At 70.1% G+C, this 16,685-nt stretch carries 18 protein-coding genes; 11 read left to right on the forward strand and 7 right to left on the reverse strand.

The genetic code is table 11. From position 1 onward, the window contains the following. The first annotated feature begins 50 nt into the window (after nucleotides 1–50). The 4 genes from FOJ82_RS14190 (at nucleotide 51) to FOJ82_RS14205 (ending at nucleotide 5,055) form a co-directional block, all read left to right on the forward strand. On the forward strand, nucleotides 51–1,352 hold the full coding sequence (locus tag FOJ82_RS14190) for an ABC transporter substrate-binding protein (RefSeq protein ID WP_143939144.1): 1,302 nt from the start codon (nucleotides 51–53) through the stop codon (nucleotides 1,350–1,352). Between the two features lie 76 nt (nucleotides 1,353–1,428). Next, a complete protein-coding gene (locus tag FOJ82_RS14195) occupies nucleotides 1,429–2,355 on the forward strand; it encodes a carbohydrate ABC transporter permease (protein ID WP_143939145.1) in 927 nt (308 codons plus the stop codon). After that, entirely contained in the window at nucleotides 2,352–3,170 is an 819-nt protein-coding gene (locus tag FOJ82_RS14200; RefSeq protein WP_143939146.1) for a carbohydrate ABC transporter permease, read from the forward strand. Before FOJ82_RS14195 ends, FOJ82_RS14200 begins: the two co-directional genes overlap by 4 nt. A 25-nt stretch (nucleotides 3,171–3,195) precedes the next feature. Further along, complete coding sequence (locus FOJ82_RS14205) at nucleotides 3,196–5,055, forward strand: glycoside hydrolase family 127 protein (RefSeq protein ID WP_143939147.1); 1,860 nt, start codon at nucleotides 3,196–3,198, stop codon at nucleotides 5,053–5,055. 156 nt (nucleotides 5,056–5,211) lie between these two features. On the opposite strand, the gene FOJ82_RS14210 is transcribed toward FOJ82_RS14205, so the two are convergent. After that, nucleotides 5,212–5,583 carry a DUF5997 family protein gene (locus FOJ82_RS14210; protein ID WP_143939148.1) on the reverse strand — a complete coding sequence of 124 codons (372 nt, stop codon included), beginning with the start codon at nucleotides 5,581–5,583 and terminating at the stop codon, nucleotides 5,212–5,214. 35 nt (nucleotides 5,584–5,618) lie between these two features. Here FOJ82_RS14210 and FOJ82_RS14215 point away from each other — a divergent pair, with 35 nt between their 5' ends. Further along, nucleotides 5,619–6,278, forward strand: a complete 660-nt coding sequence (locus FOJ82_RS14215) for a LysR substrate-binding domain-containing protein (RefSeq protein ID WP_246099900.1) — start codon at nucleotides 5,619–5,621, stop codon at nucleotides 6,276–6,278. Nucleotides 6,279–6,284: 6 nt separating this feature from the next. Here FOJ82_RS14215 and FOJ82_RS14220 read toward each other — a convergent pair whose 3' ends face one another. Further along, nucleotides 6,285–6,512: a hypothetical protein gene (locus FOJ82_RS14220; protein ID WP_143939149.1), complete on the reverse strand. Its 228-nt coding sequence runs from the start codon at nucleotides 6,510–6,512 to the stop codon at nucleotides 6,285–6,287. Between the two features lie 162 nt (nucleotides 6,513–6,674). Then, complete coding sequence (locus FOJ82_RS14225; protein WP_143939150.1) at nucleotides 6,675–7,580, reverse strand: LysR family transcriptional regulator; 906 nt, start codon at nucleotides 7,578–7,580, stop codon at nucleotides 6,675–6,677. Between the two features lie 110 nt (nucleotides 7,581–7,690). Between FOJ82_RS14225 and FOJ82_RS16325 the strand changes: the two genes are divergently transcribed. Beyond that, entirely contained in the window at nucleotides 7,691–7,837 is a 147-nt protein-coding gene (locus FOJ82_RS16325) for a hypothetical protein (RefSeq protein WP_185975813.1), read from the forward strand. Between the two features lie 169 nt (nucleotides 7,838–8,006). Here FOJ82_RS16325 and FOJ82_RS14230 read toward each other — a convergent pair whose 3' ends face one another. The 4 genes from FOJ82_RS14230 to FOJ82_RS16780 form a co-directional block, all read right to left on the reverse strand. Further along, a complete protein-coding gene (locus FOJ82_RS14230) occupies nucleotides 8,007–8,363 on the reverse strand; it encodes a hypothetical protein (protein WP_143939151.1) in 357 nt (118 codons plus the stop codon). Continuing rightward, nucleotides 8,306–10,222 carry an ADP-ribosylglycohydrolase family protein gene (locus FOJ82_RS14235; protein WP_143939152.1) on the reverse strand — a complete coding sequence of 639 codons (1,917 nt, stop codon included), beginning with the start codon at nucleotides 10,220–10,222 and terminating at the stop codon, nucleotides 8,306–8,308. Before FOJ82_RS14235 ends, FOJ82_RS14230 begins: the two co-directional genes overlap by 58 nt. 69 nt (nucleotides 10,223–10,291) lie before the next feature. Then, nucleotides 10,292–10,912, reverse strand: coding sequence for a GTP cyclohydrolase I FolE (gene folE / locus FOJ82_RS14240; protein ID WP_221933176.1), 621 nt, complete (start codon nucleotides 10,910–10,912; stop codon nucleotides 10,292–10,294). Further along, nucleotides 10,909–11,127 carry a hypothetical protein gene (locus tag FOJ82_RS16780; RefSeq protein ID WP_246099901.1) on the reverse strand — a complete coding sequence of 73 codons (219 nt, stop codon included), beginning with the start codon at nucleotides 11,125–11,127 and terminating at the stop codon, nucleotides 10,909–10,911. Before FOJ82_RS16780 ends, folE begins: the two co-directional genes overlap by 4 nt. A 278-nt stretch (nucleotides 11,128–11,405) precedes the next feature. Here FOJ82_RS16780 and FOJ82_RS14250 point away from each other — a divergent pair, with 278 nt between their 5' ends. From FOJ82_RS14250 to FOJ82_RS14270, 5 genes are all read left to right on the forward strand, one after another. Further along, nucleotides 11,406–12,089, forward strand: a complete 684-nt coding sequence (locus FOJ82_RS14250; RefSeq protein WP_143939153.1) for a helix-turn-helix transcriptional regulator — start codon at nucleotides 11,406–11,408, stop codon at nucleotides 12,087–12,089. A gap of 28 nt (nucleotides 12,090–12,117) precedes the next feature. Beyond that, nucleotides 12,118–12,831, forward strand: a complete 714-nt coding sequence (locus tag FOJ82_RS14255; RefSeq protein ID WP_143939154.1) for an NUDIX hydrolase — start codon at nucleotides 12,118–12,120, stop codon at nucleotides 12,829–12,831. Nucleotides 12,832–12,943: 112 nt separating this feature from the next. Further along, a complete protein-coding gene (locus tag FOJ82_RS14260) occupies nucleotides 12,944–15,166 on the forward strand; it encodes a catalase (protein WP_143939155.1) in 2,223 nt (740 codons plus the stop codon). A 78-nt stretch (nucleotides 15,167–15,244) separates the two neighbouring features. Continuing rightward, complete coding sequence (locus FOJ82_RS14265) at nucleotides 15,245–16,102, forward strand: SDR family oxidoreductase (RefSeq protein ID WP_143939156.1); 858 nt, start codon at nucleotides 15,245–15,247, stop codon at nucleotides 16,100–16,102. Between the two features lie 52 nt (nucleotides 16,103–16,154). After that, nucleotides 16,155–16,664, forward strand: coding sequence for a flavin reductase family protein (locus tag FOJ82_RS14270; RefSeq protein ID WP_143939157.1), 510 nt, complete (start codon nucleotides 16,155–16,157; stop codon nucleotides 16,662–16,664). Nucleotides 16,665–16,685: the final 21 nt, after the last annotated feature.

Here is a 16,685-nt window from a genome sequence, read left to right on the forward strand (position 1 = left end):
GCCGGGGGTAGTCACCGGCAGCACAACACCTCAAAGAAGAGAGGATCAAAATGAAGACTCGCTCGATCCTGGCCGCTGCCGCGGCCCTGAGCCTCGCTCTCACCGCCTGCGGCGGCGAAACCCCGGCGGAGGACCCCACCGAAGGGGCCACCAACGGAGCTGAAGTTTCACCGGAGGGCATCGACGACGGCACCGAACTGACCATGTGGACGCGCGCCCCGCTGGAGCGCCAGGCCAAGAACGCCGTCGAGGCCTACAACGCCACCCACGAGAACCAGGTGATCCTGGAGATCCTCCCCAACGACGACGTCGAGGGGAAGGTTGGCGGCGCCATCCAGACCGACACGCTCCCCGACATCCTCGCGGGCGACGTCGTTCGCATCCCGTACTGGGTGGAGCAGGGCGTCTTCACCGACATCACGGACCACATCTCCACCCTCGACGTTGACAACCTCCAGCAGGGCCACATCGACGCCGGCACCATCGACGGCCGCATGCACACGCTGCCGTTCGTCACCGACATCTCCGTGATGGTCTGGAACAAGGACCTCTACGAGGAGGCCGGTCTCGATCCCGAGCAGGGCCCCACCACCGTCGGTGAGTTCCTCGAGCAGGCCAAGGCTGTCGCGGACCTCGGCAAGGACGGCGTCGCGGGCAGCTACCTCGCCGGCCAGTCCGGCGGTGCCCTCGTGTTCACGCTGTTCCCGATGATGTGGGCCAGCGGTGAGGAGCCCCTCGGCGCCGGCGGCACCGAGGCCAACGTGGCCTCCGAGAACGCCAAGGCCATCTACGCGGCCTACAACGAGCTCGCCAACACCTCCAACGGCCTCGGCGCCGGCTCCAAGGAGGAGACCGGAGCCACCTGGACCGCCCCGTTCCAGGAGGGCAACATCGGCGTCATGCAGTACCCCTACACCGCGGTGACGGGCCTGTTCGACACGGTCGACTTCGAGATCGGCGTCGCCGGCATCCCCGGCGTCGACGGCAACCAGTCCACCTTCCTCGGCGGTGACGCCCTGGGCATCTCCCGCAGCTCCGAGAACGTGGAGCAGGCCTGGAACTTCATGTCCTGGCTGATGTCCGACGAGGCCCAGCAGACGGTCTTCGCCGACAACGACGACACGGCCTCCAGCCTGAGCGTCCTCGAGAACGGCTACGCCGACGCCGACGAGCGCACGCTCATCGCCAACGCCACCATCAAGGACGGCCGCACCCCCGTGGCCATCTACTTCAACGAGGCGTTCAACGCCGCCGGCTCCAACTGGCAGCTCCTGATCCAGGACGCTGTCTGGGGCGACGGCTCGCAGGTCGACACCCTCAACGAGGAGATCAGCGCCACTCTGGGCGGCTAGTCCGCGGCAAGGCACCAGTGGGGGTGGGGCGGCACCGCCCCACCCCCACACCATCCCGGAGACTGAGGAACTTTCCATGACAGCACCGAGCATCATCGCGGGCAGGACCCGCAGCGCTCACATGAGACGTGAGGCGGCCACAGGCTGGGCATTCGCCACGCCGGTGACGGTCGTACTGGCCCTGCTCTTCTTCGCCCCGATCGTCCTCGTGGTGATCATGTCGGGCTCCAAGTGGACCCTCCTGGGCGGCAACCAGGGCCTCAACGGCGTCGACAACTTCAGCAAGGTCCTCGCGGACCCGATGCTGTTGGACTCCGTCTGGTTCACGCTGAAGTACACCCTCCTGACCACGGTCATCCTGATGCCCATCGCGCTGGGCCTGGCGCTGCTGGTGCAGGAGGCGAGGCGCTGGAACAACATCCTGCGCACCGCCATCCTCGTGCCCTCCGCGCTCGGCATCGCGTCGGCGTCGGTGCTGTTCTACGCCCTCTACTCGCCGCAGGTCGGCCCCATCAACAAGGTGCTCGCGGACCTCGGCCTGATGGACCAGGACTCGTCGCTGCTGGGCACCCCCAACGGCGCGCTGTGGGCCACGGTGTTCCTGGTGGTGTGGCGCTTCGCCGGCTTCTACATGCTGCTCACCATGGTGGGCCTGCAGGGCATCCCGCAGGACGTCTACGAGGCGGCCCGCATCGACGGCGCCAGCCGCTGGCGCACCTTCACCCAGGTGACTCTGCCGCTGCTGAAGCCCACCATCGCCATGACGATGATCATGTCCATCACGGGCTCGCTGCTCGCCTTCGACCAGTTCTACGTCCTCACCAAGGGCGGCCCGAACAACTCGACGATGACCGTCGTCCTGCTCATCTACCGCTACGCGTTCGAGACCAAGCGCGATCTCGGCATGGCCGCGGCCCTGTCCGTGCTGGTGCTCCTGGCCCTGGTGGTCATCAACGCCATCCAGCTCAAGGCCATGGGCGTGTCCGACAAGGAGGACAAGTGAAGTCCACACCGCTGTCCAAGGGTCTGTTCTACTTCCTGACCTCCTGCATCGCCATCACCTTCCTCGCGCCGCTGGTGTGGGCCGTGATCAGCTCCGTCTCGCCCGCCCCCGGCACGTCGCAGACGTCGGGCTTCGGTTTCGGCAACTACGTCGCACTCTTCGAGTACGGCCGGGGTCTGCCCGTCTACCTGCTGAACTCGCTGGTCATCTCCCTGGTGGCCATCGTCGTCACCCTGGTGTGCGCGGCAACCGGCGGCTACGCGTTCGCCCGCTTCCGCTTCCGGGGCAAGAACGTCCTGTTCATCCTGGTGCTGTCGGTGATGATGGTCCCGGTGGCCGCCCTGCTGATCCCGCTCATCGTGTGGATGCAGAAGATCGGCCTGCAGAACTCGCTGCCCGGCGTCGGCCTGGTGCTGACGCTGTTCCAGCTGCCGATGGGCGTTTTCATGATGCGCAACTCGTTCGCCTCCGTCCCGGCGGAGCTGGAGGAGGCGGCCAAGCTCGACGGCTGCTCCGCATTGAGCGCGTTCTTCCGGGTCATGCTCCCCACCGCCACCCCGGCGCTGATCACCGTCGGCCTGTTCGCCTACCTGGCGGCGTGGAACGACTTCATGGTGGCGCTCTACCTGCTCAGCATGGACAACGCGCCGCTGCCGCTGGCGCTGGTGAACATGCGCCAGCAGGTGATGGGTGTCATCGACTACGGCATCACCACGGCGGGCGTCGTCGTCCTCACGCTGCCCGCGCTCGTCCTCTTCCTCGCCCTGCAGAAGTACTACGTCAAGGGCTTCACCTCAGGCGCAGTCAAGGGCTGAGCCACCCCCTCCAAGGAGAATTCCAATGCACACCTCACCAGTACCTGTCGCGCCCTCCAACGGTGTGCTGCAGCCGATCGCGATCGACAGGATCGTCATCGACGGGGGCTTCTGGGGCGAGCGCCAGCAGCTCAACGCCGACGCCATCATCCCCCACTGCCTGAAGTGGGAGACGAAGGCCGGCTGGGTCGAGAACTTCGTCCACACCCTCGAGGGGACCATCCATGAGCACCGGCAGGGCAGGGAGTTCGCAGACTCCGACGTGTACAAGCTGATCGAGGCGATGGCCTGGGAGGCCGGCCGCAGCGACGACGCCGAACTGGATGCGGAGATCGAACGGCTCGGGGCCATGATCAAGGCGGTCCAGAGGGAGGACGGCTACCTCAACACGAACTTCGACAACCCCGGCCAGCAGCCCCGCTACACCGATTTCGAGTGGGGCCACGAGCTCTACAACTACGGCCACCTGATCCAGGCCGCCGTCGCCCGGATCCGCACCGGCCGCGCCGACTCGGTGATCGTCGACGTCGCCACCCGCGTGGCCGACCACGTCGTCGCCGAGTTCGGGGCGGGCGCCAACGAGAAGATCTGCGGCCACCCCGAGATCGAGGTGGCCCTGGCCGAGTTCGCCCGCGCCACCGGTGACGAGCGCTACCTGGAGCAGGCGTCGCTGTTCATCGAGCGCCGCGGCCACGACCTGCTGGCCGACATCGAGTGGGGCCGCTCCTACTATCAGGACGACCAGCCCTACCGCGACGCCGAGGTGCTCGTCGGCCACTCCGTGCGGGCGCTGTACCTGACGTCGGCGGCCATCGACGTCGCCGTCGAGAAGGGCGACGTCGAACTCCTCGAGATCGCGAAGCGGCAGTACGACAACGCGCTCGCCCGCCGCACCTACATCACCGGCGGCATGGGCTCCCACCACCAGGACGAGGCCTTCGGGGACGACTTCGAGCTGCCGCCGGACCGCTCCTACTGCGAGACCTGCGCCGGCATCGGCTCGGTCATGGTGGCCTGGCGCCTCCTGCTGGCCACCGGCGACATCACCTACGGCGACGCCATCGAACGCGCCCTGTACAACATCGTCGCCACTTCGACCGCCGAGGACGGCCAGGGGTTCTTCTACTCCAACACGCTCCACCGTCGCACCCCCGCCGAGGTGGCGCTGCCCGACGTGCAGGTGCCGCGCGCCAACTCGTCGCTGCGCGCACCTTGGTTCGACGTGTCCTGCTGCCCCACCAACGTGGCCCGCACCTTCGCCACGCTGGCCGGCTACCTCGCCGCCCGAACCGACGACGGCGTCGCCCTGGTGCAGTACGCCCCCACTACGCTGGACGTGGACGGCATCGGCCTGAAGGTGGAGACCGCCTACCCGTACGAGGGCGAGGTCAACATCCGGGTCACCGCAGCTGCCGAGCCGTTCGTGCTCACCCTCCGCATCCCCGCCTGGGCCGCCGGCGCCACCGTCAACGGCGAGTCCGCCGAGCCTGGTGTGTTCCGACTCGAGGGCGTCACCGCCGGCGACGAGGTGCAGCTGGTGCTGCCGCTGCAGCCGCGCCTGGTGCGTCCCGACGCCCGCATCGACGCCATCCGTGGCACCGTCGCCGTCGAGCGCGGCCCCCTGGTGCTGTGCGCCGAGTCCGTGGACCTGCCCGAGGGCATGACCGTCAACGAGCTCGTCGTCGATCCCTCCGGTGAACTGCGCGCCCACGGTGCGGGTGCAGTGCTCCCCGGCGCGCGGATCGCAGTGGCCGAGGACGATTGGCCCTACGCGGCCGCGCCGTCGGCAGAGGTGGGGGAGACGTTCGACGTCCCCCTCGTGCCGTACCACTCGTGGGCCAACCGCGGTCCTGCGACGATGCGCGTCTGGTTGCCGGTCGCCTGACGGGGTCGGCCCGCCGTCTGCTCGAGTTAGCCACCGCTCGGTCAGTTCGCCACCCCTGTAGCGGAAGCAAACTGACCCAGCGGTGGCGAACTTGCTTGGGGGGGCTCCCTGTAACCGAGGGCTTGGTTGTTGGAGCTTTCGGTTGCAGCGACGTCGTCAGCGGCGGCCGCCGCCACCTCCGCCGGTGCCCTGGCGCGTCTTCTCGGCAAGCACCTTGCGCTGGGTCTCGCGCTCCTCGACCAGCCACGCGGGCGGCTCGGCGATCAGTTCGCCGATCTGGTCCGCGGTGAGGGCCTCGGTCACGCCGGCGCGCTGGAGGCCGGAGCGGGACACGCCCAGCTTCTGGGCCACGACGTCGCGGGGGAACGGTCCGTTGCGGAGCAGCTCCTGGAGCCAGGCCGGCGGGTTGGCGCGCAACTCGTCCACCTCGTCGCGGGTGATAGGCGAGTTGCGGAACTCCTCCGGCGCTGCCGGCAGATAGATGCCGAGCTTGGCGGCTGCTGTGATCGGCTTCATCGTCTGGCTCATCCCCTCAGCCTATCGGCCTGCGTTACCCTGCGTGGGTGACCACTCCCGCCCAGCCAGAGCGCACGGGCCTGCGCATCGGATTCGTGCCGGGTGTGACACTCACCAAGTGGCGCCGGATCTGGGAGGAACGCTTCCGCAAGGTGCGCCTCGAGGTCACCGAGGTCCTCGAGGCCGACCAGCGCCGCGCACTCGGCAGCGGCCAGGTGGACATGTGCTTCGTCAGGCTCCCCGTCGACACAGCCGGCCTGCACACCATCGCCCTCTACGAGGAGCAGCCGGTGGTGTGGATGGCCAAGGAGTTCCTGCTGGCCGCGCTGGACGAGGTGACGGCCGAGGACATGGCCGAGTTCCGCATCGTCGAGGACTACTGCCCCGAGAGCATCGACCTGGCCGTCTACTCCGCCGCCGCCCTGCGCGTCCCCCTGTCCGTGGCGCGCACCCAGTCCCGCAAGGACATGGTCCACCGCCCCGTCGTCGACGCGGAGCCGACGACGATCGCCCTGGCCTGGCGGGTCGACAATGACAACGAGTGGATCGACGAGTTCATCGGCGTGGTGCGCGGCCGCACGGCCAACAGCTCCCGCACCGCCAAGGAGCGCGAGAAGAGCGGGAAGCCTGCGAAGCCGCAGGCCAGGAAGCCGAGTTCGGGCAGTCGGCCGGCCGGCCAGAAGGGACGACGTCCCCGCCGACGGTAGTGCGCCTCAGTGCTGTCCCGGCGGACCGTTGGGGTCACGCCAGGACTTTCCGCGGGTGCTGAGAAACAGCAGCACCGCCCCCGCCACCAGCAGCGCCAGCCCGATCACCAGCCACGTCGGGTCATCGGTCATGGAACTGCCGCCGATGAACCCGATGCCCTGCCCGCCCCACACGAGACCGAGCAGGATGGCGACGGCGCCGATCCCGGCGAGGAGTGGTTTCCTGATCAGCATCTTTGCCTAACGGCTCGGGGACGGCCGAGGACCGGCCGAACCCAATTCTGCCCCACCCGGACGCGGGTCAGGACCAGTCGTCGTCGGGGGTACGAGCCCCAGCGGCCGCGGTGCGGGCACCGCCGCGCGGGGGCGAAGGCACCGAGCCGACCGACGCCGTGCTCAGCCGAGGTCGATCCCGGCGGCGACCTCGCCGACGGCCTCGAGGAAGGCCGCGACAGCGGGCCCCGGCTCGTGCCGCGACTGCCGGTGACGCGCGACGATCCGTCGGGTGCCGAGCCCCGGCATCGTCACGACCTCGACGCCGTCGGGAATGCCGGAGCCCAACGCCAGCGCAGGGAGCAGCGCGACCCCCTCCCCCGCCGCGACGAGCGCGAGCGCGACCCCGAAGTCGTAGAACGAGTGCCGCACCGACAGCTCGGCACCGATCTCGGCCCCGAGGCGGCCGAGGGCCCGGGCCGCCGCCGTGCTCGGGTCGGGACCGACCCAGCGCGCCCCTGCGAGCTCGTGCAACGACCCCGGCGTCGGCATCGACGTCGGGACCGCGAGCCGCCACGGCTCGTCGAGCACCGGAACATCACGGTGGCCGCGACCCGCGTTGGGCCTGGTGTGCTCATCACGCTCGTGGAGCACGACGTCCACCTCGCCCGCGCGGAGCGCGCGTACTCCGTCGGCATACTCCATATCCGTGAGGACGACCTCGACACCGGGGTGATCCTCCTTGAGCGCGACGAGCGCGGGGACGAGCACCGCGACGGTGACGGTCGAGAACGACGCCACGGTCACGGTGCCCGCGACGTCGTCACCGAGCGCCGCAAGCTCCTTGCGGGCCGAGACGAGCTCGCCCTCGATGCGCTCGGCGGCCTCCGCGAGCACCCGCCCCGCCGGCGTGAGCGTCACGCCGCGGGGACCGCGGTCGAGGACCGTGACGCCCTCCTCCCTCTCGAGCCGCTGGATCTGCTGCGACACGGCGGATGGCGTGACGTGCAGCAGGTCAGCGGCTGCGAGGACTCCCCCAGCCCTGTGGACGGCCAAGAGAAAGGAAAGCCTGCGTGCATCCGTTGCCATGTAGCAACTGTAAACCCTGGGTCCACAGTAATTCGATTGTGCTAAAGCAAGATCCGCACCATCATTGAGGTGTCAGCACGACCCCCCGAACCCCAGGAAGGTGAGAGACGATGTCCTCCGTCCAGCAGCCCGTCGCCAAGGTCGTCCGGTGGCTCAAGCGTCACGCGGTCCCCGCGGTCCCGACGCCCCAGCGCGAGCTCCGGATGAAGATGGACCTCCACCGGGTGCCCGACCAGTCCCCGCTCTTCCTCCGCTGAGACCCAGGCGACCCGTCAGCAGCCACTGATCGGCCGTCCGCCGCGACGCATCCTCCCGCGTCGTCACCAAGAGCCGCGATCCATGCCGGATCGCGGCTCTTCGGCTTGTCCGGACCTTCCCCTCGTACCCACGCACCCCCTATGCTCGGACAGGCCCTGCACCCAGGGTTCACTCGACCCCGGAGGCACCATGACGACGCTTGACGCCCGTGCACGCTTCGACGCCTGGACCGACGCGCTCGTCGCGCGGATCGCGCAGCGGCCAGAGGTCGTCGGGCTCGTCCTCCTCGGTTCGGGGGCCGAGCGCGCCCGCCTCGACGAGTGGTCCGACCACGACTTCTACCTCGTCGTCGAGCCTGACGTCGCCGAGCGGTACCGCCAGGACCTCTCGTGGCTCCCGGAGGGACCCGACATCGTGCTCTGCCCGCGCGAGACCGGCCACGGGCTCAAGGTCGTCCTCGCCGACGGTCACGTCTTGGAGTTCGCCGTCGCGTCGCTCGAGGACGTCGCGACCTTCGCCGCGCACCACTGGCGCGTCGTCCACGACACCGGGCCGCTCACCGGGGTCATCGAGGCCTGTGCCGCGCGCACCGCCCGCGCGATCGCCGAACGACCGGCACCCGACCTTCTGCGCGCCGCGGGGCTTTTCTGCTCGCTTCTGCTCATCGGCATCGGCCGCGCTCGCCGCGGCGAGCTCGTCGCGGCGAGCGCGCACGTGCGGATGTACGCGCTCAGCGAGCTGCTCGACCTCGTCGGCGCGCTCGTGCCCGCCGCCCCGGCTGCGCTGCGCGACGGCCTCGACCCGCGTCGCCGCGTCGAGGACACCTTCGGTCCCCTCGGCGCGCGGATCGGCGCGGCTCTCGAGCGGCCCGTAGAGGACTGTGCGCGCGAGCTCCTCGACATCGCCGAGACCGCGATCGCACCGCTGCTGCCCGGGTGGCCCGTCGAGGGCGCGGCCGTCGTCCGTCGCACCCTCGACAGCTGAGGGTCACTCGATCCCGAGCAGTTCCTTGAGCAAGGGACGAGGCGCCGGGCGACGCGCCACACGTCGGCGGCTGCGTAGCCGTAGACCTCGCACAAGGCCCTGGCCAGCGCGGAGGCCGCGGCGTTGATCGCATCAGCGGCACCGTCGTCGACGCCGATCCACCAGTTGGGGAAGCCGTCGTCCGGGGCGGTGAAGCCGAGGTCACGCAGGGCCTGCTCGCCCTGCGTCGTGAGGCGACGATCCTCCGGCAGGAACCGGTTGGAGGTCACTTCGCACATGACCGCGGAGGCGTCGTAGGAGGCGAACTGGACGTAGACATCCGCGTCCAGGTCCATGGTGGCGGAGTCCTGGGTGCCGCGCAGGCGCAGCATCGCCCGGGTGAACTCGCCCGCGATCCGGGCTACGGTCCGATCATCCGACCCGACGGCGCCCGAGCCGGCAGCCGGACCACCGGTGGCGGTGTCGAGGGCCAGCCGGACCAGGTCCTTGCCGTTCATCCAGTACGGCCAGCCCTGCACCTGCTCGGCCAGGTCGGCCGGCAGCCCGGAGACCCCGTACCGCGCGCCCAGCAGGGCCCCGGCGATGGCGGCGACGGTGTCGGTGTCATGCCCGATCTCGATGGCGGCCTGCAGTGCGGCGAGGACGTGTTCGGTGCCGGTGAGGTGGCGCGTCGAGTGGATCGCCGCCCACGCAGCCTGCAGGGCGGTGACGGTGTACCCGTTGGCGGTGAACGCGGCGGGCCCCTGGGCCTCGGCGTCGGCCAGGTACTGCTCCCACTCGGCCCGGCGGTCCTCGGGTAGGAGGGGGAGCCCGGCCCGCACGTCGAGCCGACCCTCCACCACCGCCACCCGCACGGCCTCGGACCAGATGATGCAGGAGTCGACGCAGCGCGGGTCGGCGTGGGTCAGGGCTGCGAAGCGCTCGGCGGCCCGCGCCGTCGTCACCGGATCGGCCAGCGCCACCAGGCCGACGATGCCCGTGCGCATCAGCGCACCGTTGCCGGCCCGACCGGCCCGAGACTCCTGCTGCGAGATCCCGGTCATGAGCCGCCCCATCGGGCCCCGCTGCTCGCCCGCGTGGGAGAGGACGGTCCGCGTCTGGTTGCCGATGTCGGCCGGCCCGCTGGAGTACCAGCCCAGGAAGCCGTGCGCGACGGCGTCGAGGGCCTCGTCGCCGAGCGGGTCCTCGCCGGTGGCGGTGACGCGGGCGATGCAGGCGGCCATCTGGGTGTCGTCGGACCACTCCCCGGGCCGGTAGTTGCCAAGGCCGCCGCCCAGCATCCGCGCGGGTCCGTCGAGCGGCGCGGAGCCGAACTCGTACGGCACGCCCAGCGCGTCCCCGATCGCCTGTCCGAGCAGCACCCCTGCTGCCCGGTCCGCCTGCTGTGTGGTGAGTTCCATGGCATCCCCTTACATGTCCGAATGACATAAAGGTAAGGGGCGGGGGCGCCACTGTCAACCAGGGGCGCCTCAGGCCCCGCGCGTGAGTGCGAGGAACTCCGAGCGGGTGCGCGGGTCGTCGCGCAGCAGCCCGAACAGGGCCGACGTCGTGGTCCGGGCGCCCACTGCCAAGGCTCCGCGGATGCTCATGCAGGTGTGCTCGGCGTGGATCACCACGCCCACGCCGCGCGGGTGGAGGGCTGAGGCGAGGTGGTCCGCGATGCGCTTGGTCAGGCGTTCCTGCGTCTGGGGTCGGCGGGCGTGGAACTCCACCATCCGCGCGAACTTGGACAGCCCGAGGATCCGTTCCCCCGGCAGGTAGCCGACGTGCGCCACCCCCACGAACGGCAGCACGTGGTGCTCGCAGACGGACCGCACCGGGATGTCTCGCACCATCACCAGTTCGTCGTAGCCCTCGTCGTTGGGGAACGTGGTCAGCTCGAACGGCGGACTGCTGGTCATCTCGAGGAGGGTCGCGGCCATCCGCCCGGGCGTCTCGACGAGGCCCTCGTCGGTGAGGTCGAGCCCGAGGGCGGTCAACAGCGCGGCGGCGGCATCGGTGGCGGCAGCCAGGTCGGCCGTCGGCCGCTCGGCGACGACGCGTGGTCGCCAGTTGTGCAGCGGCTCCGGCTCGAGTGCCCGCTCGCTCACTTCTCGGACCTGCCGGGTGCCGGGGCGAGCAGGAACAGCGCGAGCGCACCCGCCATCAGGCCGAAGTCCCGCAGCGCCACGTCGAAGAACTGCCCCATGGACACGAGGTTGACGATGATGCCGGCCAGCCAGGCGGCCACCACGAGGGCGCCGTAGCGGGGGACGACGGCGACGGCGATGCCCGCGACCATCTCCGTGACGCCGACGGCGAGCATGGCCTGGTGGGCGGTGCCGGGGACGATGGCGCCGATCCAGGGGCCAGGTAGCGGTCCCAGTCGGTCAGCAGGCCGAGGAACTTGTCCAGCCCGAAGGCGATGGGTGCGATCGTGAAGACGGTGCGCAGGAGCAGGTAGGCGTGGTGGGTGCCCGTGCTGACGCCGGTTGCGGCGCCCGTGGGTGTGAACATGATGGGACCTTTCTAAAAAGTGGTCGGATCTTCATTAGACTCCCGCCCGGGGATTGTGTCAAGACTTTTATGTTTTAGAATTGGGGCATGAGTCTCGAATCCCAGGCCGCAGGCATCGGAGCCCTGGCTGACGACACCCGACGTGCGCTGTACGAGTACGTCGTGGCGCAGGCCGAGCCGGTGGGCCGCGAGCGGGCGGCCAAGGCCCTCGGTATCGCCCAGCACAACGTGAACTTCCACCTCGACCGGCTGGTCGACGAGGGACTCCTCGTGGTGGAGTTCAAGCGCCTCAGCGGCCGCACCGGCCCCGGTGCCGGCCGGCCCAGCAAGCTCTACCGGCGCTCGGACCGGGAGTTCTCGGTGACCCTGCCGCCCCGTCGCTACGACCTGGTGGGGGACATCCTCGCCGCCGCCGTCACCCGCGCGACCGCCGGAGAACCCCTCGACGACGTGCTCGGCGACGTCGCCCGCACCGAGGGGCTGGCGCTGGGCGAGGCGGGCCGGAGCCTCGGCGACCCGAACACGCCCGAGGGCCTGGCACGTGTCCTCGGCACCCAGGGCTACGAGCCGCAGGTCCGCGACGGCGTCGTCGAGCTGGACAACTGCCCGTTCGACTCGCTGGCGCGCAAGCACACCGGACTGGTCTGCACCCTCAACAAGTCCTTCGTCCAGGGCGTCGCCGACGGGCTGGGGTGCGACGGCCTGACCGCCTGTCTCGAGCCGGACCCCGGGCGGTGTTGCGTGAAGGCGCGCCCCACCGCCGACCAATAGCGTCACCCGGACATGTACTGTGACCTGCATGGCCAGGTACTCCTCCGACTTCCCCATCTTCGCCGTCGCCGCTGACATCGTCGTGCTGACCATCCGGGCTGACGCGTTGTGCGTCCTGCTGATCCGCCGCTCGGGCTCGGTGGCGCACGGGGAGTGGGCGCTCCCGGGAGGCTTCGTCCGCGCCGACGAGGACCTCGAGGCCGCCGCCTACCGGGAACTGTCCGAGGAGGCCGGAATCTCTCGCGACGACGTCGTGCTCGAGCAACTGCGGACCTACGGCACCCCCGGTCGGGACCCGCGGCCCGAGCGCGTGGTCTCCGTCGCCTGGGTGGCGCTGGGGGCCTCGCTCCCCGACCCGCGGCCGGACACTGATGCCGACCGCGCCGAGTGGGTCCCCGTCGAGGAGGCACTCGGGCGGTCACTGGCATTCGACCACACCCAGATCCTGGCGGACGGGGTCGAGCGGGCCCGGTCCAAACTCGAGTACACGACGCTGGCGACGGCCTTCTGCGGCCCCACCTTCACCCTGCCCGAGCTGCGGCGCGTCTACGTAGCGGTGTGGGGCGGGGAGGAGGGCCTCGACCCCCGCAACTTCCAGCGCAAGGTATTGGGCGCCGAGGGGTTCGTCGCCGAGACGGGCGAGATCGTGCGGGGCAGGGGCCGTCCGGCGAAGGTCTACCGCGCCGGCGGTGAGCGGGGTCTGCACCCGCCGATCATGCGCCGGGGACTGGACCCGAACTGAGCCGCGGAACAGGCCGGAACTGATCCTCTCGGATGATTGAGTTGGAGGCAGTCATCGGCGTCGCGGGACGACGCGCCCCGGGGTCGACCCGATGGGTTAGGAGCAGTGCGAAATGTCTCCAGATCAGGAGAACAACCCGGCAAAGGCGCCGCTCGCGCCACCTCCCGGACCGGGCGTGGCCTCGCCTCCCGTGGACGAGCCGACGTCCCCCGTCGCGCCACCGCCGCCCAAGCCGTCCCAGCAGGGACCCGCGGCAGTGACTCCCACGGGCGCCCCTACCGGGGCACCCCCCGAGGCAATGGCGCAACAGGGTGAGTACCTCACCACCTCGCAGGGTGCCCGCCTCCGGGACACCGACCACTCGCTGAGGGCCGGCCCGCGGGGACCCGTCCTGCTGCAGGACCACCACCTGCGCGAGAAGATCACCCACTTCGACCACGAGCGCATCCCTGAGCGTGTGGTCCACGCCCGCGGCACCGGCGCACACGGCGTCTTCGTGGCCAACGGCAAGGCGTCGAAGATCTGCCGGGCGGCGTTCCTCGGAAAGGGCGTCGAGACGCCTGTGTTCGTGCGGTTCTCCACGGTGGTCGGCTTCAGGGGATCATCGGACACCGTCCGCGACACCCGAGGGTTCGCGACCAAGTTCTACACCTCGGAGGGAAACTACGACCTGGTGGCGAACAACATCCCGGTTTTCTTCATCCAGGACGGCATCAAGTTCCCGGACATCGTCCATGCCGCCAAGCCGCACCCGGACACGGAGATCCCCCAGGCGCAGAGCGCACACGACACCTTCTGGGACTTCGTCTCCCTGCACACCGAGGCGCAGGCCCACGTCGCATGGCAGATGTCCGACCGGGCGATCCCGCTGTCGTTCAGGATGATGGAGGGCTTCGGGATCCACACCTTCCGCATGATCAACGACGCAGGCGAGACCTCGCTCGTGAAGATCCACTGGAAGCCGCACCAGGGCGTCCACTCGCAGGTCTGGGAGGAGACCCAGATGACGGCGGGCGCAGATCCCGACTACCACCGCCGCGACCTCTACGACGCGCTCGACGCCGGCGCGTACCCGTCCTGGGACCTGGGACTCCAGGTGATGCCGGACTCGCCGGACGAGACTTTCGAGGGGATCGACCTGCTGGACCCCACGAAGATCGTCCCGGAGGAGCTGTGCCCGGTGCAGGTGGTGGGCACCATGGTGCTGACCCACCGCCCGACCAACTTCTTCGCCGAGACCGAACAGGTGATGTTCAACCCCGGCCACCTGGTCCCGGGCATCGACGTGACCAACGACCCCCTGCTGCAGGTTCGCCTGTTCTCCTACATCGACACGCAGCTGACCCGGCTCGGCGGTCCGAACTTCAGCCAGCTGCCGATCAACCGGGCGCACTGCCCCGTCAACGACATGTTCCGCGACGGTTTCCACCAGCACGCCGTGCACGGTGGGGTGGCCCCCTACCGCCCGAACTCGCTCGACGGCGGCAACCCGGCCGAGGCGGACGACGACTCGGGCGCCTTCATCGACGTCCCGACCCGCGTCGAGGGCGCCAAGGTGCGTGAGCTGTCGGCCAGCTTCGACGACCACTTCAGCCAAGTCACGCTCTTCGTGCGCTCGTTGAGCCCGGTGGAGCGCCAGCACCTGGCGCGCGGGTACACCTTCGAGTTGGGCAAGTGCTACGAGGAGTCGATCAGGACGAGGCAGCTGCAGTGCCTCGCCAACATCGACGCCGACCTGTGTGCCGAGGTGGCACGTGGTCTGGGGTTGCCGGTCCCGGAGCCGACGATCCCTCCCAGGGCCGACGTCGAGCCCAGCCCGGCGCTCTCCCAGGTCGGCGAGAGGTGGCCGGTGATCGGCCGCAAGGTCGCCATCGTCGTGGACGCGACCAGTTCGCCCGCCGACGTGGAGGGCATCAGGCAGGCGGTCATCGACGCTGGAATGGTGCCGTTCGTGACCGCTCCCTCCGGCGGGCGGCTGGGCGAGGTGGTGGTGGACCGGACGTTCCTGACGGCCGCCTCGGTGGAGTTCGACGCGGCCCTCCTCGTAACCTCCCCCGAGCCGGCGCCCGACGCCGTACCCACGTTCGACGCGAAGGCCGGTCAGTCGACGACCGGGCTGCCCGTCGATCCCCGGGTCGTGAAGCTGGTGGCGGAGATGTTCCGGCACTGCAAGGCGATCGGGGCTGCCTCGGACGCAGCCCCCGTCCTGGCGGCCGCGGGTGTCCCGGAGGATGCGCCCGGCGTGGTCTCGGGCGAGCCCGCTGCGCTGGTTGCCGAACTGGTTGAGTTGCTCGCCGGTCACCGCGTCTGGGAGAGGTTCCCGGCCACGGCCTGAGGCGCACCGATCGGCCGGCCCGGCATCCGGGCCGGCCGAACCGGTGCCTTGTGACCCCGACCGGGGGGAGGATGGAACATGGCATACGACGAACTCAGCAGGATTCCCAAGCAGCAGCAGGAGTGGCCCGGCCGGACGTCGGAACTCGACCCGCAGCCGGACCACGGCGAGACGTCCTGGGTGGCCCGCGGCCGACTCGAGGGCAAGCGCGCACTCATCACCGGGGGTGACTCGGGCATCGGACGGGCCGTGGCGGTCACCTTCGCGAAGGAGGGCGCCGACGTGGTCATCGCCCACCTCCCGGAAGAGGAGGAGGACGCCCGCGCCACGCTCGAACTCGTCCGCGCGGAGGGACGTCGCGGCGAGTCAGTCCCCGGCGACCTGCGCACCGCACAGGCCAACCGCGACCTCGCGGCGAAGGCCGTCGAGCTGCTCGGCGGCGTCGACGTCCTGGTCTGCAACGCGGCCTACCAGATGACCCACCAGGAACTCGGCGAGTTCCCCGACGACCAGATCACGCGAACCTTCGAGACCAACATCATGGGTCCCCTGTGGCTGACCAAGGCGCTGGAGGACGAGCTGCGAGGCGGCAGCGTCATCATCACCAGCTCCGTCCAGGCCTACAGCCCGTCGGACCACCTGCTCGACTACGCCGCCACCAAGGCAGGCCTCAGCAACCTTGCGGTGAACCTGGCCGCCGAGATGGGTGGTCAGGGAACGCGTGTGAACGCCGTCGCGCCCGGTCCGATCTGGACCCCGCTCATCCCGGCGACGATGCCCTTGGAGAAGGTCGAGGGCTTCGGTGCCGACACGCCGCTGGGAAGGGCCGGCCAACCGGTGGAGGTCGCGGCGGCGTTCGTGTTCCTCGCCTCGGACGAGGCCAGCTACGTCTCGGGCACGATCCTCGGCGTGACCGGCGGCAAGCCCGTCTTCTGACCCGGCGACGGTGGCTGGCCGCGCGCCACCACCACTGGGGGACACTGGGAGCATGACGATCCACGAGGGCCATCCGTTCATGCTCCCACCCGAGCAGCGGGATCCGGTGCGACGCCTCCGCGGCCGGATGCCCGCACCAGTGACCATCTGGACCAGCCAGGACGACCGGCGACGGGACGGGTGGACGATCTCATCCGTGCTCGTCGCCGACGGCGAACCGGCCGAGTTGATCGCCCTGGTCGACGAGGACTGCGACTGGTGGGAGGTGTTCCGCAGCACCGGCCGGGCCTGCGTCAACGTCCTCGGCCCCGGCCAGGGCGGGATCGCCGACGTCTTCGCGCGCGTCGCTCCGTCGCCCGGTGGGGTGTTCCGCACCGGCGCCTGGGAGGACGGCAGCCACGGCCCCAGACTCGTCGGTGCCTCCGGCTGGGCCGACGTCGAACTGCTGGACGCCGAGCCCGGCCACTCCGGCTGGGGCCTGCTGGTGCGGGCCACGCTGGGTCCGATCGAACTGGCTGACGGCGTAGGCGCGCTGGAGCACCGCAACGGCCGCTACGCCTGAGCCCCGCCGCGGCCGTGGAGC

The sequence above is a fragment of the Tessaracoccus rhinocerotis genome, assembly GCF_007197885.1.
GTDB classification, from domain to species: domain Bacteria; phylum Actinomycetota; class Actinomycetes; order Propionibacteriales; family Propionibacteriaceae; genus Arachnia; species Arachnia rhinocerotis.

Excerpts from the sequence above, each read along its gene's own strand:
- FOJ82_RS14190 (WP_143939144.1), top strand. The coding sequence starts at position 51 with ATGAAGACTCGCTCGATCCTGGCCGCTGCCGCGGCCCTGAGCCTCGCT.
- FOJ82_RS14195 (WP_143939145.1), top strand. The coding sequence starts at position 1,429 with ATGACAGCACCGAGCATCATCGCGGGCAGGACCCGCAGCGCTCACATG.
- FOJ82_RS14205 (WP_143939147.1), top strand. The coding sequence starts at position 3,196 with ATGCACACCTCACCAGTACCTGTCGCGCCCTCCAACGGTGTGCTGCAG.
- FOJ82_RS14210 (WP_143939148.1), bottom strand. The coding sequence starts at position 5,583 with ATGAGCCAGACGATGAAGCCGATCACAGCAGCCGCCAAGCTCGGCATC.
- FOJ82_RS14220 (WP_143939149.1), bottom strand. The coding sequence starts at position 6,512 with ATGCTGATCAGGAAACCACTCCTCGCCGGGATCGGCGCCGTCGCCATC.
- FOJ82_RS14225 (WP_143939150.1), bottom strand. The coding sequence starts at position 7,580 with ATGGCAACGGATGCACGCAGGCTTTCCTTTCTCTTGGCCGTCCACAGG.
- FOJ82_RS16325 (WP_185975813.1), top strand. The coding sequence starts at position 7,691 with ATGTCCTCCGTCCAGCAGCCCGTCGCCAAGGTCGTCCGGTGGCTCAAG.
- FOJ82_RS14235 (WP_143939152.1), bottom strand. The coding sequence starts at position 10,222 with ATGGAACTCACCACACAGCAGGCGGACCGGGCAGCAGGGGTGCTGCTC.
- FOJ82_RS16780 (WP_246099901.1), bottom strand. The coding sequence starts at position 11,127 with ATGCTCGCCGTCGGCGTCACGGAGATGGTCGCGGGCATCGCCGTCGCC.
- FOJ82_RS14250 (WP_143939153.1), top strand. The coding sequence starts at position 11,406 with ATGAGTCTCGAATCCCAGGCCGCAGGCATCGGAGCCCTGGCTGACGAC.
- FOJ82_RS14255 (WP_143939154.1), top strand. The coding sequence starts at position 12,118 with ATGGCCAGGTACTCCTCCGACTTCCCCATCTTCGCCGTCGCCGCTGAC.
- FOJ82_RS14260 (WP_143939155.1), top strand. The coding sequence starts at position 12,944 with ATGTCTCCAGATCAGGAGAACAACCCGGCAAAGGCGCCGCTCGCGCCA.
- FOJ82_RS14265 (WP_143939156.1), top strand. The coding sequence starts at position 15,245 with ATGGCATACGACGAACTCAGCAGGATTCCCAAGCAGCAGCAGGAGTGG.
- FOJ82_RS14270 (WP_143939157.1), top strand. The coding sequence starts at position 16,155 with ATGACGATCCACGAGGGCCATCCGTTCATGCTCCCACCCGAGCAGCGG.